The sequence below is a fragment of the Propioniciclava sp. MC1595 genome (assembly GCF_017569205.1).
Classification (GTDB): Bacteria; Actinomycetota; Actinomycetes; order Propionibacteriales; family Propionibacteriaceae; genus Propioniciclava.
Genome location: NZ_CP071870.1, coordinates 2,828,386 through 2,849,782 on the forward strand (window position 1 = coordinate 2,828,386; position 21,397 = coordinate 2,849,782).

Annotated in this window: 21 protein-coding genes; 11 read left to right on the forward strand and 10 right to left on the reverse strand. The window is 71.9% G+C overall.

Annotated features, from left to right (window positions below):
• Nucleotides 1-172: 172 nt before the first annotated feature.
• From J4N02_RS13670 to rlmB, 4 genes are all read left to right on the forward strand, one after another.
• Complete coding sequence (locus J4N02_RS13670; RefSeq protein WP_188333605.1) at nt 173-1,270, forward strand: ABC transporter ATP-binding protein; 1,098 nt, start codon at nt 173-175, stop codon at nt 1,268-1,270.
• Between the two features lie 68 nt (nt 1,271-1,338).
• A complete protein-coding gene (locus tag J4N02_RS13675; protein WP_188333606.1) occupies nt 1,339-2,718 on the forward strand; it encodes a DUF4032 domain-containing protein in 1,380 nt (459 codons plus the stop codon).
• 34 nt (nt 2,719-2,752) lie between these two features.
• Nucleotides 2,753-4,189, forward strand: coding sequence for a cysteine--tRNA ligase (cysS, locus tag J4N02_RS13680; protein ID WP_188333607.1), 1,437 nt, complete (start codon nt 2,753-2,755; stop codon nt 4,187-4,189).
• A 1-nt stretch (nt 4,190) separates the two neighbouring features.
• Nucleotides 4,191-5,189, forward strand: coding sequence for a 23S rRNA (guanosine(2251)-2'-O)-methyltransferase RlmB (gene rlmB / locus J4N02_RS13685; RefSeq protein WP_182816371.1), 999 nt, complete (start codon nt 4,191-4,193; stop codon nt 5,187-5,189).
• A gap of 10 nt (nt 5,190-5,199) precedes the next feature.
• Here rlmB and J4N02_RS13690 read toward each other — a convergent pair whose 3' ends face one another.
• Nucleotides 5,200-6,438: a S49 family peptidase gene (locus J4N02_RS13690; RefSeq protein ID WP_182816369.1), complete on the reverse strand. Its 1,239-nt coding sequence runs from the start codon at nt 6,436-6,438 to the stop codon at nt 5,200-5,202.
• A 167-nt stretch (nt 6,439-6,605) separates the two neighbouring features.
• On the opposite strand from J4N02_RS13690, the gene J4N02_RS13695 reads away from it, so the two are divergent.
• Nucleotides 6,606-8,048: a glycine hydroxymethyltransferase gene (locus J4N02_RS13695; RefSeq protein ID WP_188333608.1), complete on the forward strand. Its 1,443-nt coding sequence runs from the start codon at nt 6,606-6,608 to the stop codon at nt 8,046-8,048.
• 9 nt (nt 8,049-8,057) lie between these two features.
• Here the strand turns inward: J4N02_RS13695 and J4N02_RS13700 are convergent, their stop codons facing one another.
• Nucleotides 8,058-9,731 (reverse strand): DUF2207 family protein, encoded by a 1,674-nt coding sequence (locus J4N02_RS13700; protein WP_188333609.1) that lies wholly within the window; start codon nt 9,729-9,731, stop codon nt 8,058-8,060.
• 36 nt (nt 9,732-9,767) lie between these two features.
• Here J4N02_RS13700 and J4N02_RS13705 point away from each other — a divergent pair, with 36 nt between their 5' ends.
• Nucleotides 9,768-10,994, forward strand: a complete 1,227-nt coding sequence (locus tag J4N02_RS13705; protein ID WP_182816363.1) for a neutral zinc metallopeptidase — start codon at nt 9,768-9,770, stop codon at nt 10,992-10,994.
• A gap of 3 nt (nt 10,995-10,997) precedes the next feature.
• Here the strand turns inward: J4N02_RS13705 and ispF are convergent, their stop codons facing one another.
• From ispF to J4N02_RS13720, 3 genes are read right to left on the reverse strand one after another with little or no spacing between them, the layout of a single operon-like run.
• Nucleotides 10,998-11,465: a 2-C-methyl-D-erythritol 2,4-cyclodiphosphate synthase gene (ispF, locus tag J4N02_RS13710; protein ID WP_260519435.1), complete on the reverse strand. Its 468-nt coding sequence runs from the start codon at nt 11,463-11,465 to the stop codon at nt 10,998-11,000.
• On the reverse strand, nt 11,462-12,181 hold the full coding sequence (ispD, locus tag J4N02_RS13715; RefSeq protein WP_188333610.1) for a 2-C-methyl-D-erythritol 4-phosphate cytidylyltransferase: 720 nt from the start codon (nt 12,179-12,181) through the stop codon (nt 11,462-11,464). The genes ispF and ispD overlap by 4 nt, the downstream gene beginning before the upstream one ends.
• Before the next feature lie 6 nt (nt 12,182-12,187).
• Entirely contained in the window at nt 12,188-12,673 is a 486-nt protein-coding gene (locus J4N02_RS13720; RefSeq protein ID WP_182816358.1) for a CarD family transcriptional regulator, read from the reverse strand.
• Nucleotides 12,674-13,042: 369 nt separating this feature from the next.
• Between J4N02_RS13720 and J4N02_RS13725 the strand changes: the two genes are divergently transcribed.
• Nucleotides 13,043-13,567 (forward strand): hypothetical protein, encoded by a 525-nt coding sequence (locus J4N02_RS13725; protein ID WP_188333611.1) that lies wholly within the window; start codon nt 13,043-13,045, stop codon nt 13,565-13,567.
• Nucleotides 13,568-13,623: 56 nt separating this feature from the next.
• Here the strand turns inward: J4N02_RS13725 and J4N02_RS13730 are convergent, their stop codons facing one another.
• The 3 genes from J4N02_RS13730 to J4N02_RS13740 are packed head-to-tail and all read right to left on the reverse strand — an operon-like array spanning nt 13,624 to nt 16,438.
• On the reverse strand, nt 13,624-14,580 hold the full coding sequence (locus J4N02_RS13730) for a ribose-phosphate pyrophosphokinase (RefSeq protein ID WP_188333612.1): 957 nt from the start codon (nt 14,578-14,580) through the stop codon (nt 13,624-13,626).
• Nucleotides 14,581-14,621: 41 nt separating this feature from the next.
• Nucleotides 14,622-15,299 (reverse strand): response regulator transcription factor, encoded by a 678-nt coding sequence (locus tag J4N02_RS13735; RefSeq protein WP_188333613.1) that lies wholly within the window; start codon nt 15,297-15,299, stop codon nt 14,622-14,624.
• On the reverse strand, nt 15,296-16,438 hold the full coding sequence (locus J4N02_RS13740; protein ID WP_188333614.1) for a cell wall metabolism sensor histidine kinase WalK: 1,143 nt from the start codon (nt 16,436-16,438) through the stop codon (nt 15,296-15,298). Before J4N02_RS13740 ends, J4N02_RS13735 begins: the two co-directional genes overlap by 4 nt.
• Before the next feature lie 187 nt (nt 16,439-16,625).
• Between J4N02_RS13740 and phoU the strand changes: the two genes are divergently transcribed.
• A complete protein-coding gene (phoU, locus tag J4N02_RS13745; protein ID WP_182816348.1) occupies nt 16,626-17,291 on the forward strand; it encodes a phosphate signaling complex protein PhoU in 666 nt (221 codons plus the stop codon).
• 102 nt (nt 17,292-17,393) lie between these two features.
• On the opposite strand, the gene J4N02_RS13750 is transcribed toward phoU, so the two are convergent.
• Both J4N02_RS13750 and J4N02_RS13755 read right to left on the reverse strand, forming a co-directional pair.
• Nucleotides 17,394-18,143, reverse strand: a complete 750-nt coding sequence (locus J4N02_RS13750) for a phosphoglyceromutase (protein WP_188333615.1) — start codon at nt 18,141-18,143, stop codon at nt 17,394-17,396.
• Nucleotides 18,067-18,945, reverse strand: a complete 879-nt coding sequence (locus J4N02_RS13755) for a cytochrome P450 (RefSeq protein ID WP_188333616.1) — start codon at nt 18,943-18,945, stop codon at nt 18,067-18,069. The genes J4N02_RS13750 and J4N02_RS13755 overlap by 77 nt, the downstream gene beginning before the upstream one ends.
• 96 nt (nt 18,946-19,041) lie before the next feature.
• Between J4N02_RS13755 and J4N02_RS13760 the strand changes: the two genes are divergently transcribed.
• From J4N02_RS13760 to J4N02_RS13770, 3 genes are all read left to right on the forward strand, one after another.
• Nucleotides 19,042-19,953: a LysR substrate-binding domain-containing protein gene (locus tag J4N02_RS13760; protein WP_188333617.1), complete on the forward strand. Its 912-nt coding sequence runs from the start codon at nt 19,042-19,044 to the stop codon at nt 19,951-19,953.
• Between the two features lie 30 nt (nt 19,954-19,983).
• The gene (locus tag J4N02_RS13765) at nt 19,984-20,328 is read left to right on the forward strand and encodes a TraR/DksA C4-type zinc finger protein (protein WP_188333618.1); all 345 of its coding nucleotides are present in this window, start codon (nt 19,984-19,986) and stop codon (nt 20,326-20,328) included.
• A gap of 84 nt (nt 20,329-20,412) precedes the next feature.
• A complete protein-coding gene (locus tag J4N02_RS13770) occupies nt 20,413-21,237 on the forward strand; it encodes a DUF5134 domain-containing protein (protein ID WP_188333619.1) in 825 nt (274 codons plus the stop codon).
• Nucleotides 21,238-21,397 lie beyond the last annotated feature (160 nt).

A 21,397-nucleotide genomic window follows, 5' to 3' on the forward strand; every position in this document is an offset into this window, starting at 1 on the left:
CGGACACCGCACTCGTTCGGCGGCTCAACGTTGCGACTAGGTCACGAAGGCGGGGCCCCAACTTGCAGGTCGGGCGGGGCGAGGGTTGAATGGGAGGCGGACCGCGAACGCGGTCCGCGTTTCCACTACGGATCGTCGGGCACGTACCTGCCCGTGGAAAGGATGTTGTGGCATGGCCACTGTCTCGTTCAAGGACGCCACGCGCGTCTACCCCGGTGCCGACCACCCGGCCGTCGACAAGCTGAACCTCGAGATCGGCGACGGCGAGTTCATGGTCCTCGTCGGCCCCTCCGGTTGCGGCAAGTCGACCTCGCTGCGCATGCTCGCCGGCCTGGAGGAGGTGAACGCGGGCGCCATCCACATCGGCGACCGCAACGTCACCGACCTGCCTCCCAAGGACCGCGACATCGCGATGGTCTTCCAGAACTACGCCCTGTACCCCCACATGACGGTGGCGGACAACATGGGCTTCGCCCTCAAGATGCAGAACGTGCCGAAGGCCGACCGCGAGAAGCGCGTCCTCGAGGCCGCCAAGCTGCTGGGCCTGGAGTCCTTCCTGTCCCGCAAGCCGAAGGCCCTCTCCGGTGGTCAGCGCCAGCGCGTCGCCATGGGCCGCGCGATCGTCCGCCAGCCGCAGGTCTTCCTCATGGACGAGCCGCTGTCGAACCTCGACGCGAAGCTCCGTGTGTCGACCCGTACGCAGATCGCCGCCCTCCAGCAGCGCCTCGGCGTCACGACCGTCTACGTCACCCACGACCAGGTCGAGGCCATGACGATGGGTGACCGCGTCGCGGTCATGAAGGACGGCCTGCTGCAGCAGGTCGCGTCCCCGCTCGAGCTGTACGACGCCCCGAAGAACCTCTTCGTCGCGGGCTTCATCGGCTCCCCGGCCATGAACCTGATCGCCGGCAAGGTCGTCGACGGCGGCGTCCAGGTGGGCGACCACGTCGTGCCCGTCGCGCGCGAGATCCTGGCCAAGGCCCAGGGCGAGGCCGACCTGACGCTGGGCATCCGTCCCGAGCACTTCCACACCACCGAGGACGGCAAGGGCATCGCCATCGACGTCGCCGTGGTCGAGGAGCTGGGTGCGGACTCGTACCTGTACGGCACCCTCGCCGGCCTCTCGGCCGACGAGAAGCTCAACGCGAACCAGATCGTGGCTCGCCTCCAGTCCCGCCACCCGCTCACCAAGCGCGACGTGGTCCGCCTGGAGCCCGACCACGGCCGCATGCACGTGTTCAGCAACAAGACCGGCGACCGCATCAGCTGACGCCAGCCCCCGTCGCACAGGCCCCTGGCACCCGCCGGGGGCCTGTGCCGTTGTGAGAGGATCACCCCGTGCCTCGATTCCTGGCGGCCCAGCCGGACGCCCGCCTCCTCCCGCTCCCTTGGCACATCCCGCTGGCCGAGTGGCCGCACGAGCACCTGGTCGCGCTCCCCCGGGGCATCTCCCGGCACGTGGTGCGGTTCATCCAGGTCGGCGACGAGGTGTACGCGGCCAAGGAGGTCATCGAGGCCGCGGCCGTCCACGAGTACCGAATGCTCACCGACCTCAGCCGCCTCGACACCCCCGCCGTCGAGCCGATGGGCGTGGTCACCAACCGCCTGGACGCCGACGGCGACCCCTTGGACTCGATCCTGCTCACCCGGCACCTGCAGTTCTCGTTGCCCTACCGCTCGCTGTTCTCCACCGGCGTGCGCCGCGACACCGTCTCCCGCCTCGTGGACGCGATGGTGGTGCTGCTGGCCCGCCTGCACCTGAGCGGGTTCCTGTGGGGGGACGTGTCCCTGTCGAACATCCTCTTCCGGCGCGACGCGGGTGAGTTCGCCGCCTACCTGGTCGACGCCGAGACCGCCGAGCTGCACGAGCAGCTGTCCGACGGCCAGCGGCTGCACGACCTCGAGATCGCGATGGTGAACCTGTTCGGCGAGTTCTCCGACCTCGAGGCCGGCCGGATGCTCGACGAGTCCCTCGACCCGCTGCAGCTGGTGCAGCAGATCGAGTCCCGCTACCGCGACCTGTGGCGCGAGCTCACCGGGCTGGAGAAGTTCGCCGGCTCCGAGCTCGCGCGCATCGAGTCGCGCGTGCGCCGGCTCAACCAGCTGGGCTTCGACGTCGCCGAGCTCGACATCAGCACCTCCCCCACCGGCGACTCGATCACCATCCAGCCGAAGGTCGTGGACGCCGGGCACCACTCCCGGCGCCTGCTGCGGTTGACCGGCCTCGACACTGAGGAGAACCAGGCCCGCCGCCTGCTCAACGACCTCGACACCTACCGCGCCCGCACCAACCAGGGCCACGTCGAGGAGTCCGTCGTCGCCCACCAGTGGCTGACCCACGCGTTCGAGCCGGTGATCACGGCGATCCCCGGGCACCTGGCCGGCAAGCGCGAGCCCGCGCAGATCTTCCACGAGGTGCTGGACTACCGCTGGTACCAGAGCCAGCGCGAGCACCGCGACGTGCCGCTGACCGAGGCGGTGCAGGGCTACATCCACGACGTGCTCAGCGCACTGCCCGACGAGGTGATCTCCCACGAGGCCTTCTCGCCGCTGGGCGAGCAGCGCCAGCTGGCCAACCCCCTCGACCCCTCGCAGGGGTTCGTCGAGGAGGAGGAGATGCCCGAGGACCCGTGGGAGGCCGAGGCGTTCGCCCCCGGCACCGAGGTGCTGCCGGACTTCCTCGACATCGAGGCCCTGCGGCGGCGCTCGCAGGGGTGAACGGACCCGAGGTCGGCTTCGGTACGCTTGCCCGGTGAGCCTGCACCTGTACGACACCGCGACACGCACCAAGACCGAGTTCAAGCCCCTCGTCGAGGGCAAGGTCTCGATCTACGCGTGCGGTCCTACCGTGCAGAAGCCCCCACACCTGGGCCACGTCCGCAAGGAGGTCAACTTCGACGTCCTGCGCCGCTGGCTGGAGCACGCGGGCCACGAGGTCACCCTCGTGGCGAACATCACCGACATCGACGACAAGATCCTCGCGCTCTCGGCCGAGACCGGCGAGCCCTGGTGGGCGCTGGGCTACCGGGTCGAGGGGCAGTTCCACGAGGCGATCCGCGCCCTGGGCGTCCGCCCGCCGACCTACGAGCCGAAGGCGACCGGCCACATCCCCGAGATGGTCGAGCTGATCGCCGAGCTCATCGATGCCGGGCACGCCTACGCGGCCGACGACGGCTCGGGCGACGTCTACTTCGACGTGGCCAGCTGGCCCGCCTACGGGTCGCTGTCGGGCATGCGCGCCGACGAGATGGCGTCCGACGAGGAGGCCGACCTGCGCGGCAAGCGAGACCCCCGCGACTTCGCGCTGTGGAAGGGCACCAAGCCCGGCGAGCCTGCGACCGCGTCGTGGCCGGCCCCGTGGGGCCGCGGCCGACCCGGTTGGCACATCGAGTGCTCCGCGATGGCGGGCAAGTACCTCGGCCCCGAGTTCGACATCCACGGCGGCGGCCTCGACCTGCGCTTCCCGCACCACGAGAACGAGATGGCCCAGAGCCAGGCGGCGGGGCGTCCGTTCGCGCGGGTGTGGATGCACAACGCGTGGGTCACCATGGCCGGCGAGAAGATGAGCAAGAGCCTCGGCAACACCGCCGACGTGGGGGACGCCGTCGCGCAGTACGGCGGCCGCGCGGTCCGGCTGTACCTGGCCGGCCCCCACTACCGCTCGGCGATCGAGCTCTCGGACGCCTCGCTGGCCGAGTCCGCCGCCCAGCTGGAGCGCATCGACTCCTTCCTCGCCCGGGCGGGCGAGGTGCTCGGCGAGGTCGCGTACGAGGGCACGACGGGCGACCGGCGGGACGCCCGCGCGGCGTTCACCGCCGCCATGGACGACGACCTCGGGACGCCGGCCGCCCTGGCCGCGCTGTTCGGCCGGGTCAAGGACGGCAACCAGGCGATCGCCTCGGGCGACCGGGACGCCGTCGGTTGGGCCGCCGTCGACGTGACGTGGATGCTCGGCATCCTCGGCCTCGACCCGGCCGCGCCCGAGTGGGCGCACACCCAGGGTGCGGCGTCCGACGACCTCACGGGCGTGGTCGACGCGCTCGTGGGCACGATGCTGGAGCAGCGTGCGGCCGCGCGCGCGAACAAGGACTGGGCCGCCGCCGACGCGATCCGCGACTCGCTGGCGGCCGCCGGCCTGACGATCACCGACACCAAGGACGGGGCCCGCTGGTCCCGCGAGAGGGGCTGACATGGCCGGCAATTCGCAGCGCAAGGGAGCCGTGCGCAAGCGCGGCAAGGGCATCGGCCCGACGGGCCGCACCGCAGGCTCGGGCGGGCGCGTCAAGCGCGGGCTCGAGGGCAAGGGCCCCACGCCCAAGGCCGAGGACCGCCCGTACCACAAGGCGTACCGCAAGCGTCGCCCGGAGGAGTCGCCGATCTCGGGGAACAAGCCGCGCGGCCGCCGCACGCCCCCCGGCGAGCAGCGTGTCCGCCAGGGCGCCGCGAAGGCTCCCGGGGCGGACTGGGTGATCGGCCGCAACCCCGTGCTCGAGGCCCTGCAGGCAGACCTGCCGGTGCGCCGCGCCTACCTGATGGAGGGCGCCGACCGCGACACCCGGATCGCCGACATCCTGAAGATCGCCGCCGAGAAGGGCATCACGCTGCTGCAGGCGTCCCGCTCCGAGCTCGACCGGCTGACCGCCGGTGCCGTGCACCAGGGCGTCGCGATCCAGCTTCCCGAGTACGAGTACGCGCACCCCGGCGACCTGCTCGAGGACGCCCTCGCCGATGACGACGCCCCCATCGTGGTGGCCTGCGACCAGGTCACCGACCCCCGCAACCTGGGCGCGATCATCCGCTCGGCGGCCGCCTTCGGCGCCGTGGGCGTGATCGTGCCGGAGCGCCGCTCGGCCCACATGACGGCCGCGGCCTGGAAGACCTCGGCCGGCGCCGCCGTGCGCGTCCCGGTCGCACTGGCCACCAACCTCAACCGCGTGCTGCGCGACTACGCCGAGGCCGGCTTCGTCGTGGTCGGCCTGGCCGGCGAGGGTGAGGTCGACATCGCCGAGATCCCCGGCGTCGACGGCCCGGTGCTGCTCGTCGTCGGCTCCGAGGGCGAGGGGCTGAGCCAGCTCGTGCGCAAGAACTGCGACGTGCTGGCGTCCATCCCGATCGCCTCCGAGGTCGAGTCGCTGAACGCGTCCGTGGCGGCGTCCATCGCCCTCTACGAGGTGGCGCGCAGCCGCTGAGCGGCGCGGATCAGCCGCAGACCCCCACCGTCGGGCCGTGCCAGGCCAGCGGGGTGGTGGGGTCGGTGCACATCTGCGCCGTGGCGCGGGCCGGCTGGCCACCGACCGGCTGGGCGGCCGGGGCGACGCCCCACGGGCGGGCCTCGACGCCGAACAGGCTCGCCCACAGGCCTGGGGCCGTCGCCTGCACCAGCTTGGTGTCGGCCGGGTCGAGCCCGGCGGCGGTCGCGAAGTGGCGCAGCGCCTCGTCGCGGCCCATGACCTCGTCGATGTAGCCGACGTCCTTGGCCTTCTGGCCGGTGAACATGCCCGCGCCGAGCTGCTCGACGATCACGGCGCGGTCGATGCCGCGCTTGGTCGAGACGTGGGTCACGAAGTCGTCGTACATCTCGTTGGCGATGTCGACCAGGTTCGCGCGCTCCTCGGCGGTCAGGTCGCGGAACGGCTGCCCGGCGTCCTTGCCCTTGCCGGCGGTGATGTACTCCTGGGTGATCTCGCCCGCCTCGACGGCGCCCATGATGCTGCCCATGCCGGTCACGTCGCGGTAGCGCTCGATCGGGCCCATGATGACGCCCACGCTGCCGACGGTGGTGCCGTGGTCGGCGACGATCTCGTCGGCGCCCGCCATCGCGTACATGCCGCCCGAGGCCGACATCCCCTGGACGAAGGCGAACACCTTCTTGCCCGTGCGCTCGCGGTAACGGTCGACCGCGTCGGCGATCGCCTTCGAGCCGGTGACCGTGCCGCCGGGGGTGTCGAGCATCAGCACGATGCCGTCGGCGTCCTCGGCGGTGAGCCCGTCGAGCACGTCGGCGACCTCGTAGCCGTAGGTGCCCTCGGCGAGGGCGAAGCCGTCGGCGCCGCGGGTCTGGATGGCACCCGCGACGGGGATCGCGCGGAGCTTCTTGGTGGCGGTGTCGGGGCCCCACACGGTGGCCAGCGGCTCGACCGCGGTCTGCCCGCTGCCGGCCAGCGTGGACGCCGCACCGGCGAAGCCCATCAGCACCAGGCCGGTCAGCAGGCTGGCCACGAGGGAGAAGACCAGCATCGCCCCACCGAAGCCGAGGCCGGCGCCGGCGCCGAGCCCGAAGCCGCGCTTGAACGACGCCGGCCGCGCGGCGGGCGCGGGAGCCGGGGCGTACGGCAGCGGTGCGGGCTGCCGGTAGGGCTGGGTCGGGGGGACGCCGAACGTCGCGTCCGGCGGGGTGCCCGGGGCGGTCGTCGGGTCGGGGCGGGTGTTCTCGTCCATGGTGGCCTTCCTCGCGTCTGGGGTGCCCCCCACGCTAGCCGGGCCCGCGGCGTCCGCCATCGACACCTGGTCGATGCCCCACCGTCCCGGGGCCAGACCAAGGTCGGTGCCCACCCGACCCGACGCGCTATCTTGAGGCGTACGCCGAACCCTCGAGGAGCCCTGTCGTGTCCGACCTCACCGCCACCGCGTCCAGCGCCTACCAGCAGGCCTTGTCCGTCATCGAGTCGGTGGAGCCGCGGATCAGCGGCGCGATCCGCTCCGAGCTCGACGACCAGCGCGCCTCGCTGAAGCTGATCGCGTCGGAGAACTACGCCTCGCTCGCCACCCTGCTGACGATGGGCAACTGGCTGAGCGACAAGTACGCCGAGGGCACGGTTGGGCACCGCTTCTACGCCGGCTGCCAGAACGTCGACACCGTCGAGGCCGTCGCGGCCGAGCACGCGCGTGAGCTGTTCGGCGCCGAGTACGCCTACGTGCAGCCCCACTCCGGCATCGACGCCAACCTCGTCGCCTACTGGGCGATCCTGAACACCCGCATCGAGTCTCCGACGCTGGCCCGCCTCGGCGCGAAGAACGTCAACGACCTCTCGCATGAGGACTGGGAGGCGCTGCGCCGCGAGTTCAACTCGCAGCGCGTCATGGGCATGAGCCTGGACGCCGGCGGCCACCTCACCCACGGCTTCCGCCACAACATCTCCGGCAAGATGTTCGAGCAGCACAGCTACGGCACCGACCCCGAGACCGGGCTGATCGACTACGACCAGCTGCTGGCCGACGCGAAGGAGTTCAAGCCGCTCGTCATCGTGGCCGGCTACTCCGCCTACCCGCGCCGGGTGAACTTCGCGAAGATGCGCGAGATCGCGGACGCCGTGGGCGCGACCCTGTTCGTCGACATGGCCCACTTCGCCGGCCTCGTGGCGGGCAAGGTGTTCACCGGCGAGGAGAACCCGGTCCCCTACGCCGACATCGTCGCCTCCACCACCCACAAGTCGCTCCGCGGCCCGCGCGGTGGCTTCGTGCTCGCCACCAAGGAGTACTCCGACGCGGTCGACAAGGGCTGCCCGATGGTGCTCGGCGGCCCGCTGTCGCACGTGATGGCCGCCAAGGCGGTGGCCTTCGCCGAGGCGCGCACCGAGTCCTTCCAGACCTATGCGCAGGACGTGGCCGACAACGCCAAGGCGCTGGCCGAGGGCCTGATGAAGCGCGGCGTGAAGCTCGTCACCGACGGCACCGACAACCACCTCGTGCTGCTCGACGTCACGACCTCGTTCGGCCTCACCGGCCGCCAGGCCGAGTCGGCCCTGCTCGACTCGGGCGTGGTCACCAACCGCAACTCGATCCCGCGCGACCCGAACGGCGCCTGGTACACCTCCGGCGTCCGCATCGGGACGCCCGCGCTCACCTCGCGCGGCTTCGGCGCCGACGAGTTCGACCGCGTGGCGGAGCTGATGGTGGACGTGCTCAAGCAGACGACGCCGGTCACGGCGTCCAACGGCCAGCCCGGCAAGGCGAAGTACACCCTCGCCGACGGCGTGGCCGACCGCACCAAGGCCGCCGCGGCCGAGCTGCTGGACGCCAACCCGCTGTACCCCGGCCTGGAGCTCTGAGGCAGCCGGTCACCGCTGGAGGAGCGACCCCTCCACGGTGGTGATGAAGTTGCGCAGCGAGTCGGGCAGGTCGGCGAGGTGCCAGCCCTCGGGGCCGTGGTACCAGTCGAGCTCGGTCTCGTCGGGGGTGTCGTCGCGGTCCGTGGCGGCCAGCCCGTCCAGCCACCGGTCGGCGCCGCCGAGCACGATCGCGTAGGGCAGCACCTCCGACAGCTCGTGGACCTCCTGCCCCGGCGGCATCTCCTCGACCGGCTGGGTGAGCAGGTGGCCGCGCAGCAGGCCCAGCCCCGCGAGGACGCCCGCGCCCGCCTTCGTGCGGGCCGGGGTGTCCTGGGCGACGAGTCCGAAGCCGGCCGCCAGCGCGACGAGCACGAGCCCGGCCACGCCGAAGGTCGTGAACGCGACCAGCGCGAGGGCGACGACCGCGGCGGCGACGAGCAGGCCCCAACCGAGGCGGGTGAGGGCCGAGCGGGTTGCGTCCGGACGCCGCGAGAACCAGCCGCGCTCCACCACGTCGTCGTACAGCTGCGACTGCACGGTCGGGAGGACCTCCCCCACGTGCGGGCCGAGGTTGGCGCAGCACCCCGAGCCGTCGGCGGGGGCGATGGCGTCCAGGAGGGTCCGCTCGTAGGGGCGCAGCGGCCGGTCGGAGTCGCGGCGCTCGAACTCCCACTCGGCGCGCGCGTAGGCGCTGCGGTGCGGCAGCTCGCGGATCAGGAGGTGGCCGTGGACGGCGAGGTCGACCACGGTGGCGGTCACGTCGACCGGGTCGACGGTGCCGTCGACCAGCGTGCCGATCTGGCCGGGCCGGACGCCTTCGCCCACCTCGAACGCGCTGTGGCCCGCACCGACGGGGCGGAAGGTGCCGACGATGGTGGGGGTGGCGTCCGCCTCGGCATCGGACAGGAACCGGCGGCGCAGCAGCCACAGGCCGGCCAGGCCGAGCGCGGCCACGCCCGCGGCGACCGCGAGCGGAACCGGGGCCAGCGAGAACGCGCGGTCGAGGGACCAGCGCTGGACGACGTCCTGGTTGCTGGCCACCGCGTCGCGCGGGAAGCGCACGACCACCTGGACGACCTCGCCCGCACCGCGCGGCCCGTCGTGGAAGGTGGGGGTCGGGTTGTCGTGCGTGCCGCCGGCGTACCACCCGCAGGCGCCCGGGGCGCCGGGCGCGCCCGCGGCGCAGTCGACCATGGTGAACGGGCCGGGCACGGCGACCGTCGCCTCGAAGGTGCGCACCGGCAGGTTGAGCCCCTGCAGCAGGCGCCACGTGACGGTGGTGGTGTCGGCGGTCTCGATCGCGGCGCCGCGGACGGAGTAGCTGAGCACCACGGGCGCGTCGTCGACCGGGATAGTGACCACCCGGTAGGCGCCGTCGGTGGCGACCTCGACGGGCACGTCGGTCCCGGAGGCGCTGGCGCGCACGTCGTCGAGGGTGAAGCGGAACTCGCGCGCCTCGGAGGTGGGCAGGGTGGTGGCGAACCGCTGGACCAGCTCGCCCGGGCCGCCGGTGGGGGTGATCGTGGCGTCCACGTGCAGCGTGCCGTCGGCGTCGATCCGGGCGTCGACCAGGTAGGACTCCACCTCGGTCACCGCGTGCGCGGGGATCGGCGCGGCCACGAGCGCCAGGGTGAGCGCGAGGGCGGCCGCGAGGCGTCCGAGGAGGGTGCGTGCGGTGGTCACGATTGTGAACCTACCGCACCCGGCTAGGGTGGGCGCGTGAGCCAGACGCCCTGGGGAGCCCCGCCGCCACCGCGCCGCGGGCCGTCCGGGACGCCCCAGCAGGCCTGGCCACCGCCGCAGCAGTGGCCGCCGCGCCAGGTGCAGCAGTGGCCCCCTCCCCAGCAGTGGCCGGCCCCGCAGCGGGCGCCCCAGGGGTGGCCGCCGCAGGCCCAGCAACCATGGCCGGCACCGCGTCCGGCCCCCCGCCCGCCCCAGCGCCGCCGCAGCGGCCTGGGGAACCTCGTGCGGATCGTCATGGCCGTGGTGGCCATCCTGATGATCGCCTCGTTCCTGCGCGGGCTGATGGACGACGTGATGGGCGCCCAGCTCCCCGGCGTCCCCGACGCCCCGGCGAACCCGACGCGACCGGACGCCCCCGCGCCCGCCCCGCAGGTGCCGGGCGACCCCACCTCGCCGTACCTCAACGAGGACTACACGCCGCCGCCCGCCGACCGGAACCCGCCCGCCGTGCCCGGCCCGCGCAACATGGACGCCGCGGGTCGCCTCGTACGGTCGAACCCGCTCTACGACCAGCAGGTCCCGACCCCCACGAACTGCCGGATGGCCGCGGTGGACGTGCCCTCGGCGTCGGCGGCCGAGAAGCAGGAGCACTTCAACGAGCTGATGGGCTGCCTGATGACGGTGTTCGCCGAGCCCGTCGAGGCGGCCGGCTTCGAGATGCCACGGCCCCCGGTCGTGGTCTACACCCGGCCGATCAAGACCGCGTGCGGCGACTTCGCCGAGGTGAACGCCGCCTACTGCACCGGCGACCAGCGCGTGTACTACGCCAACACGCTGTTGCGGGCCTTCCCCGCCAACGTCGCCTCGGCCCCGTACGCGGCCGAGATGATCCTCGCCCACGAGTTCGGCCACGCGGTCCAGGCGCGGACCGCGATCCTGATCTCGGAGAAGTATCTCGAACAGGACGCCCGCTCCGAGCGCGCCGCGCAGGACCTGTCGCGGCGCACCGAGGTGCAGGCCGACTGCCTGGCCGGCCAGTACGTGCGTTCGGTGGCGCAGAGCCAGAACCTCGGCCCGGGCGAGCTCGAGCGGCTCAGCGGGCTGGCGTACAACCTCGGCGACGACGTGCTGTCCGGACGCCCCGGCTGGTCCGGCGGACACGGCACGGGGGCAGCCCGACAGGACTGGTTCGACCGCGGTCTTGGCAGCGACGCCATCGCCGCGTGCAACGCGTTCGTGGCGAGCGAGGACGAGGTGCGCTGACCCCTACCGGGCCACCACGAGGGCGGTGGCGACGGCGGCGACCCCCTCGCCGCGGCCGGTGAGGCCGAGCCCGTCGGTGGTGGTGCCCGACAGCGTGACCGGTGCGCCGACCGCCTCGGACATCACGGCCTCGGCCTCCGCCCGGCGTGCAGCGAGGCGGGGCCGGTTGCCGATCACCTGGACCGCGACGTTGCCGATCTCGAACCCGGCCGCGCGCACGCGGCGGGCCGCCTCGGTGAGGAACGCGACCCCGGACGCCCCGGCCCACTCGGGCTCGGACGTGCCGAAGTTGCTGCCCATGTCGCCCAGGCCGCTGGCGGAGAAGAGCGCGTCGCACGCCGCGTGCGCGGCCACGTCGCCGTCGGAGTGCCCGGACAGGCCGGCCGGCTCGTCGGGGAAGTGCAGGCAGGCGCACCACATCGGGACGCCCGGCTCGAGCGCGTGGACGTCGGTGCCGATCCCGACCCTCACGAGACGCCCCACGCCACGAGGGCCTCGGCCAGGACCCGGTCCAGGGGTTCGGTGACCTTGAAGGCGTCGCGCGATCCCTCCACCAGCGTCACCGTGCAGCCGATGTACTCGGCGGCTGCGGCGTCGTCGGTGACGATCGTGTCGCTCTCGGCCAGAACCCGGTGGGCCTCCTCCAGCACGCCGCGACGGAACCCCTGCGGGGTCTGGACCGCTCGCAGCCGGGCCCGGTCGACCACCGTCGACCCGTCCTCGACCAGCTCGCGCACGGAGTCGGTGACGGGCACCACCGGCACGACGGCGTCGGCACCGGCGCGGACGGCATCGATCACGCGAGCGACCATGTCGGCGGGCAGGAACGCCCGGGCGGCGTCGTGCACGAGGACGACCTGGGCGTCGGCGTCCGCCGCGGGCAGGTCGGGCAGCACGCCCATGCCGTGGGCCACGGAGTGCTGACGCTCGGCGCCGCCGTCGGCCCACGTCACCGGGACGGGGGCGCCGGCCAGGGCGTCCACGAACGCCTCGCGGCCCTCGACGGGCGCCACAACGACGACCTCGTCGACGCCGCCGGCGGCGAGCTGGGCCACCGCGCGGGTCAGCAGGGGGACGCCGGCCACCGGGACCAGCGCCTTGGGCACCTCGGCCCCCAGCCGGGAACCGGAACCGGCCGCCACCACGATGGCGACGACCGGTACGGGATTGTTGATGTGTTCACCCATGGGTGGTTACGAGGCCAGCACCTCGTCGAGCATGACCTCGGCGCGGTCGTCGGAGACCTTCTCGGCCAGGGCGAGCTCGGAGACCAGGATCTGGCGAGCCTTGGCCAGCATGCGCTTCTCTCCCGCGGACAGGCCGCGCTCGCGCTCGCGGCGCCACAGGTCGCGCACGACCTCGGCGACCTTCATGACGTTGCCGGAGTGCAGCTTCTCGAGGTTGGCCTTGTAGCGGCGCGACCAGTTCGTCGGCTCCTCGGCGTGGGGCGCACGCAGCACGCTGAACACGCGCTCGAGGCCCTCGGCGTCGACGACGTCGCGGACGCCCACCAGGTCGAGGTTGCAGGCCGGGACCCGCACCACCAGGTCGTTCTGCCCCACAATGCGGAGGACGAGGTAGAGACGTTCCTCTCCCTTGATCGTCCGGGTTTCGATGTCTTCGATGACGGCCGCACCGTGGTTCGGGTAGACAACCGTTTCGCCGACCTGAAAAGTCATATTCATTGACCCCTTTCCCGCCCACCATCATACCACGGGTCCTCAGGGGGCTGCAGGGGTATCACCCGTTGTCAGCGCCGCATTGGGGGTCTTGACAAGCGCTCAGGAGTGTGCTCCGCGCGCGGGCTGGGGGTAGGGTCCTCCCCATCCAAGCGGGTCATGCACACACTAGGCCGCAAGTGGCCCGGACGCCAACACGCGCGCCCGGTTGCCCCGGGTTTCCGGGCACGGAGCACCGCCGGGCCCGAGCGCCGCGACGGTCCCGTTTTCGCAACGTTCTCACCGCGGGCTGATGCGGCTAACCATCCGACAGCGGGTTTCGTTATTGTGTGCTGCGACACCAAGGTTTCGACCCAGGAGGCTCCTGCCATGGATTCCAGCACCCGTCGCCGTCGCCGGGCCGTCAGCACGTTCGCCGCCGGTGTGTGCGCCAGCCTGCTCCTCACCGGGTGCGGGTTCAACATGCAGACCCTCCAGCAGTACACGCCGGCCCACGGCGTCAACGTCGACCTGCAGGCCGGCGAGGGCAACCGCCAGCTCAAGGTGCGCAACCTGCTCGTCGTCGCCGACGAGAGTGGCAAGGGCGTGCTGTCCGCCTCCATCGTGTCGCCCGTCGCCGACCGCCTGGTCAGCGTCGAGGGCAACGCGCACAAGATGGACAACTCCGTGGGGGCACCCCTCACGGTCACGGGCAGCGGCGTCGACCTCGAGCCCAACCGGCTCGCCGTGCTGACCGACCCGAGCCCCGCCTTCACGGTCTCCAGCCCCGACCTCAAGCCGGGCCTGACCGTCGACCTGGTCCTGAACTTCGAGTCCGGCCTCCAGGCCAAGGCGATCGCCCCGGTGATGAGCGCCGAGGACCCGATCTACGCCTCGGCCAAGCCGACCTCCTGACCCAGCACGAAGGGCCCCCTCCGCGGCGGAGGGGGCCCTTCGTCGTGTCCGGGGGCTCAGGCGCCGTAGGTGTTCTCCTCCGAGAACAGGGTGCTGACGGACTCCCCGAGGTGGATGCGGCGGACGGCCTCGGCGAACAGCGGGGCCACCGACAACGACACGAGCCGGTCGATGGGCTTGTCCTGCGGGACGGTGTTGGTGGTGACGATCTCGTCGATGTCGTCGCGGGCGTTGAAGGTCTGAACCGCGTTGCCGGTGAACAGGCCGTGGGTGCAGACCACCGACACGCCCTGGGCGTCGTAGCGACGGATGCAGTCGATGAGGGTCATGGTCGAGCCGCCGGTGGCGATCTCGTCGTCGAGCACGATGCAGTCCTTGCCCTGCACGTCGCCGACGATCGCGTCGATGACGACGGTGTCGTCGGCCAGCCGTCGCTTCGAGCCCGCCGCCACCTCGACGCCGAGGGCGCGGGCGAACCGGTTGGCGGCCTTGGCGTTGCCGAAGTCGGGCGACACCACGACCGTGTTGGACAGGTCGCGGCCCCGGAAGTGCTCGGCGAGCACGGGCAGCGCGGTCAGGTGGTCGACCGGCATGGAGAAGAAGCCGTGCACCTGCTCGGCGTGCAGCGTCATCGTGAGCACGCGGGTGGCGCCGGCGGTGGCCAGCAGGTCGGCGACCAGCCGGCCGCCCAGCGAGATGCGCGGGGCGTCCTTCTTGTCCGAGCGCGCGTACGCGTAGTGCGGCATGACGACGTTGACCTGGGACGCGGAGGCCCCGCGCGCGGCGTCCACCATCATCAGGAGCTCCATGAGGTTCTCCTGGGTCGGCGGGGCCACCGGCTGCACGATGTACACGTCCCGCTGCCGGCAGTTCGCGCGCAACTGCACCTGCAGGCAGTCGTTGCTGAACCGCTGGACGCGGGCGGGCGACAGGTCGACGTCCAAGAGGTCGCACATCTCGCGGGCGAACTCGGGATGGGCCTGGCCGGAGAACACGACGACATCGTTGGTCACGACGGCATCCTACGGGCGGCCGTCCGGACGCCCCGGGCCACTCACCCGTTGAACTTGTAGCCCAGCCCCCGCACGGTCACCAGCAGCTGCGGGTCGGCCGGGTCGGCCTCGATCTTGCCGCGCAGGCGCTTGATGTGGACGTCGAGGGTCTTGGTGTCCCCCACGTAGTCCGCTCCCCACACGCGGTCGATGAGCTGGCCGCGGGTCATCACGCGCCCGGCGTTGCGCAGGAGCATCTCGAGCAGCTCGAACTCCTTCAGGGCCAGCCGCACGGGCTCGCCGCCGACCCACACCTCGTGGCGCTCGACGTCCATCCGGACGCCGGACTCCTCGATCACGTCGGGCATCAGCTCGGTGTCGGCCCCGCGCCGCAGGACCGCGCGCACCCGCGCGAGCAGCTCGCGGTGGCTGAACGGCTTGGTGACGTAGTCGTCGGCGCCCAGCTCCAGGCCGACGACCTTGTCGATCTCGGCGTCGCGGGCGGTGACCATGATGATCGGCACGGTGCTGCGCTGGCGCAGCCGGCGGCACACCTCGGTGCCCGACAGGCCCGGCATCATCAGGTCCAGCAGCACGATGTCGGCGCCGTGGCGCTCGAACTGGGCCAGCCCCTCCTCGCCGTCGGCGGCCAGGATGACCTCGAACCCCTCCTTGGCGAGCATGAAGCCCAGGGCGTCCCGGTAGCTCTCCTCGTCCTCCACGATCAGGACCACGCTCATGCGACTTCCTCCTCTTCCTCGGCCGCGGCGGGCAGCGTGATCGTGAACGTCGACCCGCTGCCCAGCTTGCTCCACACGGTGACCTCGCCGCCGTGGCCCTCCACGATCTCGGCCACGATCGAGAGGCCCAGCCCCGTGCCGCCGGTCTGGCGGCTCCGGGCGTAGTCGACGCGGTAGAACCGCTCGAAGATGCGCTTGGTGTCCTCCGCGCCGATCCCGATGCCGTTGTCGGTCACGGCGATCGCGACCCGCGGCTCGGGCCCGTCGGTCACCGCACGGGTCGTGATGACGACCCGCGCCTTCTCACCGGAGTAGGTGATGGCGTTGTGCACGAGGTTCACCACGGCGGTCACGAGCTGCTCGTGCTTGCCGCGGACGACCAGCCCCTCCTCCCCGCCGCGGGTGAGGCTGACCTGCCGCTGCTCGGCCAATTGGCGGCTGCGGTCGAGGGCCAGGCCGACGACCTCGTCGACCGACACCTCTTCGGCGTTGCTGACCGGCTCGCCCTGCAGCCGGGACAGCTGCACGATCTGGGTGACCAGCTGCGACAGCCGCGAGGACTCCGCCTGGATCTTGCGCGAGAAGCGCGCCACGGCCTCGGGGTCGTCCGCGGCCTGTTCGACGGCCTCCGACAGGAGCGTAATCGCACCGACCGGGGTCTTGAGCTCGTGGGTCGCGTTCGCCATGAAGTCGCGCGCGGACGCCTGCACGCGCAGCGCCGCCCCGCGGTCGTCGGCCACGACGAGGATGTTGCCGTCGTCGAGGCGCAGCACCCGGACGGCGAGCCGCTGCTGGGATCGCCCGACACCGCCGCGGCCGGCGCGGACCTGGTCGAGGTTGACCGAGGCCGACTCCCCGGTGCGGCGCACTTCACGGACGAGGTCCAGCAGGGCGGGGATGGCGACCCGGTTGCCGCGGATCAGCCCCAGCTCGGTGGCGAGCTCGTTGCTGGCGAGGATGTCGTCCACGTCGCCGATGAGCGCTCCCCCGGACCGCAGGGCGTCCAGGATGCGGCGGCGCTCCAGGTGCTGGTCGACCGGTTCGGGCTCGGCGCGGCGGCTCAGCACGAACCACGCCACGAGGTAGCCCGCGAACACCCCGGCGACGAGTCCGATGAGGGCGGCGAGAGCGGGCGACACGCCCTCAGCATAGGCCCGACACGGCCGCCGGGGCCGCGCGCGGAGGCCGTCTCGGCCGGGCGTCCCCGAGGGTTCACCGAGTGTTCACCCGGCGTTCGCGGGGAGGCACGCCTAAGATCGTTCGGGGGACGTAACGTGGCGCCCCGTGCCCGGAGGGCCACACCCCATCGAACGCGAAGGAGCGCAGATGCGCGAGAGCTACCAGCAGGAACTCAGCTCGGTCGTCACCGACCTGATCACGATGACCGACCGGGTGCAGGTCGCGGTGACGGAGGCCACGAAGGCCCTGCTGACCTCCGACCTGGCGGCCGCCGAGAAGGTCATCAGCGACGACAGCATCCTCGACCAGCTCCACGACGACCTCGAGCAGCGCTGCTTCGTCCTGCTGGCCCGCCAGGCGCCCGTCGCCGGCGAGCTCCGCACGCTCGTCGCAGCCCTGCGCATGGTGGCCGACCTGGCCCGCATGGGCGACCTGTCCGCCCACATCGCCAAGATCGCCCGCATGCGCTACCCCCGCGGTGCGGTCCCCGAGTCGATGCAGCCCAACTTCCAGCGCATGGCGGCGCTGGCGTCCGAGATGGTCGAGATCGCCGGCCGCACCCTGCGCGAGCGCAACGTGCTCGACGCCGAGAAGATGGCCGACCACGACGAGGAGGTCGACGAGCTGCGCAGCCACCAGTTCCGCATCCTGCTCGACGACGCCTGGAGCCACGGTGTCGAGGCGGCCGTCGACTGCGCGCTGCTGGGCCGCTACTACGAGCGCATCGCCGACCACGCCGTGCTGATGGGCAGCCGCGTGATCTACATCGTCACCGGCCTGCACCCCGAGGGCGAGAACTGGACGATCGCCTGACGCCGACAGGCCGCCTTCCGAACGCCGACAGCCCGCCTTCCCGGCCCCCGGGAGCCTGAACACAGGCTCTCGGCGGGCGGAAGGCGGGCTGTCGGCGTGTGGTTACTTCTTGCCCTGGTTCTTCACGGCCTCGATGGCGGCCTTCGCAGCCTCGGGGTCGAGGTAACGGCCACCCTTGGTGACGGGCTGGAAGTCGTCGTCCAGCTCGTAGTACAGCGGGATGCCGGTGGGGATGTTCAGGCCCGCGATGTCGGCGTCCGAGATGCCGTCGAGGTGCTTGACCAGCGCGCGCAGCGAGTTGCCGTGGGCGGTGACCAGCACGACCTTGCCGGCGGCGAGGTCGGGCTTGATGCTTGACTCCCAGTAGGGAAGCATCCGGACGACGACGTCGGCCAGGCACTCGGTCTGGGGGCGCTCGTCCTCGGGGATGTCGGCGTAGCGCGGGTCGTTGAACTGGCTGTACTCGTTGTCCTTGTCGAGCACGGGCGGCGGGGTGTCGTAGCTGCGGCGCCACAGCATGAACTGCTCCTCGCCGTACTTGGCCAGCGTCTCGGCCTTGTCCAGGCCCTGCAGGCCGCCGTAGTGGCGCTCGTTGAGGCGCCAGGAGCGCTCGACGGGGATCCAGTGGCGGTCGCAGCCGTCAAGGGCGAGGTAGGCGGTGTGGATGGCGCGGCGCAGCAGCGACGTGTGCAGCTTCTCGGGCAGCAGCCCCTCGGCCTTGAGGAGCTCCGCGGCCTTCTTGGCCTCGCCGACGCCCTTCTCGTTGATGTCCACGTCAACCCAGCCCGTGAACAGGTTCTTCTGGTTCCACTCGCTCTCGCCGTGGCGAAGGAGGATCAACTTGTACGTCATGGCCCGAGCCTATCGCCCGGGGGTCGCCCCGGGGCAGCCACGGCGTCCCAACCCACCCTCGTTCTGCGGACGCCACCGCTCGGGAACTTTCGCGGGCCGGCGTCCGACTACTGAGTAGCTTGGGTGGGCCCAACCGCGCGAGGATCCGAGGGGAGTTGACCAGGTGCGACAGCAGCGTGTGGTCGGGGTTGGCGCGGTAGTGGGGCGCGAGCTCGTCGATCATGGTCTCGACCTCGTCGCGGGCGGTGAGGGCGCGGGCCCAGACCTCGGGGTCGTCGGCGTAGTTGCCCGTGCCGTCGATCATGTGCTGGCTCCAGCGCTCCATGTCGTGCCAGTCGGCGCCGAGGGTGCCCAGGATCTCCACGAGGTTGGCCGCGGCGAACGGGGCCGCGAAGTGGCGGATCAGGTCGGCGCCCGAGCCGACCTCCTTGAGGTGCGCGATGTACTTCTCGGTGTTGGCCTCGAAGACCGAGGTCCAGCTCTCCTTGATCGCGCGGGGCTTCAGGACGCCCCCGTAGGCGGCGCGTTCGACGGCGTGCTCGGGGTCGTCCTTGCGCAGCATCGAGTGGCCCATGGCCTTGTACATCAGGGAGCCCTGCTCGCGGGCGGTGAAGCGGTCGGGGTCCTGCTCGATGGTGTGGCAGGCGTCGTAGGACACGACCATGTAGCGGTTGACGGCGGGCACCCAGTGGACGGGGGCCTCCTGGCGCATCCGGCGGAAGATCGGGTACGGGTCGGCGTACAGGTCGTTGATGGTCACCCAGTCGGCGACCGGGGCCGGGCGGGTCGTGGTGGTCGTCATGGCTTCTCCTTCGAAGTCGTTGATTCCATGGTCACCCGGAGACATACATGACGTAAAGCACAGGTATTTAGGGAACTTCTTCACTAACATTGAGGAATGGCCAAGGTCACGATCCGCCAGCTCGAGGTGTTCCTCGAGGTGGCGCGCCACCCAACCCTCTCGGCGGCGGCGTCCGCGCTGCACCTGTCGGAGTCGGCCGTCTCCCACGTCGTCACCGAATTGGAGCGCGCGTTGGGCGAGCGCCTCACCGTGCGCCGCAAGGCCAAAGGCGTGACGCTGACGGCGGCCGGCGAGCTGGTGGCGCGCCGCGCGCGCACGGTGGTCGAGGCCATCCACGAGATCCCCCACGAACTTGCCCAGGGGCGGGACGGCCGCCTCGCCGGGCCAGTCGCCGTCGGCTGCTACAACGGCATCGCCGACAGCGTCCTGCCCCCCGTCGTCCAACGGTTCGCCGAGGACTTCCCCGAGGTGCGGGTCGACATTCGTGTCGGCGACAACGACGAGCTCATCGAGGCCCTGCACGAGGGCTCCCTGGACCTCGCCGTGCTCTACGACGTGAACCTGCCCACCGGGCTGACGAAGCGGATGATCTACCCCACCGAGGTCGTGGCGGTTCTGCCGGCCGACCACCCCCTCGCCGCCGGACCTGACGTGGACCTGGCCGACCTCGTCGCTGAGCCACTGATCGTGCTGGACACCCGCCCGTCGCGGGAGAACACCCTGGAGGCGTTCGAGGCCCGGGGGCTCAGCCCGAACCTGCGCGCCGCGATCCCGCAGATCGAGGTGGTGCGAGCGCTGGTCGGCCGGGGCCTCGGGTACACGCTGCTGAGGTCGCGGCCTGCGGTGATGCACCGTACGACCGAGGGGCGACCGCTGACGGGCCTGCCGCTGCGGCCCCGGTTCGGCCGCTCGGCCGTCGTCGCGGCCTGGCCGAGTGCGCTGCGGCCGAACGCCCGTACCCTCACGGTGGCCGAGGTGTGCCGCGAGGAGTTCGCGGCCTTCCGGTGACCGCGCCGGCCGCCGTGCCATGATGGCCGGATGACTGACTACGGCCCCGAGGACGCGGCGGTCGACCTCGCCGAGCGCGAGGCCGAGCTGCGCCGCAAGCTCGCCCGCCTCACCGCCCCGGTCGAGGAGGGCAGCACGATCGGCTTCGGCAAGCGCATCGGCGACGGGACGATCCAGGCGATCCAGCAGATGGAGGACGCCGGGTCGGCGCAGGTCATCGCCGACACACTCGACGAAGTGCTGCGCGCGCAGGCCCGGTTGGCCGACGGCACGTGGGGTCGCTGCGAGGTGTGCGGGATCGCGATCGACCCCGACCGCCTCGAGTTCCGGCCCTGGTCGACCACCTGCATCGACCACGCGGACGCCCCGCGCTGAGACGCCGGGAACTTTTCGGACCCGCCGCACGACTGATGGGGTGAAGGGCGTCACCTGACGCCGACCCCAGCCGCAGGAGGCAGCGTGTTCTCGTTCGACGACGTCCCGGTGAAGTTCATCGGGCTCCTGGTGCTGTTCGCCTGGTGCACGATCTGGTGCACCTACGAGCTCACCCGCCCCCAGAACGGCCGGCAGCGCGTCTCGAACGTGCTGCACCTGGTCATGGCCGTGGTGATGCTGCTGATGGTGGCCCGCCCGACGTGGACGGGGCTCCTGTCGGTCGTCCCGATCGACGCGCTCACCGGCGTGTTCGCCGTCGGCACCCTGTGGTTCGGCTGGCTGGCCGTCACGGCGTCCGTGCGGCACGACCGTGCCGGGCGTTGGCACGCGATCGGGCACGCGCTGATGTTCGCGGCCATGACGTGGCACGTGGCCGCGATGGCGGTGAAGCGGGCCCACCGCACGCCCACGGGCATGGACATGGACTGGATGATGGCCGCCGGCCGCCCCGGCGGCGAGCTGTGGCTGTTCGCGCTGGTCGGCGTCCCGCTGATGGCGTACCTGCTCTTCGCCAGCGTGGTCGGGTTGCGCGACATCCTCCGCCCTGCGGCGCCGGTCAACCACGCCTGCGCCTGCGGAACTGACTGCGCGTGTGGCACGGACTGCGGCTGCCCGGCCGCACCCGGCGACGCGCGCATCCAGCACCTCGAGCACGCCCAGGGCGGCACTACCGCGTTGCTGACCGCGCCGTCCACGATGGCGTGGACCTGCCACGAGGAACGTCCGGTCGGGTCGGTGCGCTACCGACTGGCCGCCCTGTCAGACGTCGCCATGAACTTCGGCATGTTCTGGATGAGCACCGGGATCATGGTCCCCCTGCTGCCGTTCTTCGCGCTGCTGGCCTTCTGAGGGGAGCGAAGGCGAGGCGGGCCTCATCCGGCCCGGGCCGCCCAGCACCTGCGGGCAGCGGCCCCGGCCGTGGGGCACGGAGCGATCGCTCGCAGCGTGCGGGGGTGGGCAGGTTCACGGGGGGACCTACGCCCCCAGAATGTGGCAAAGAGTCACATGG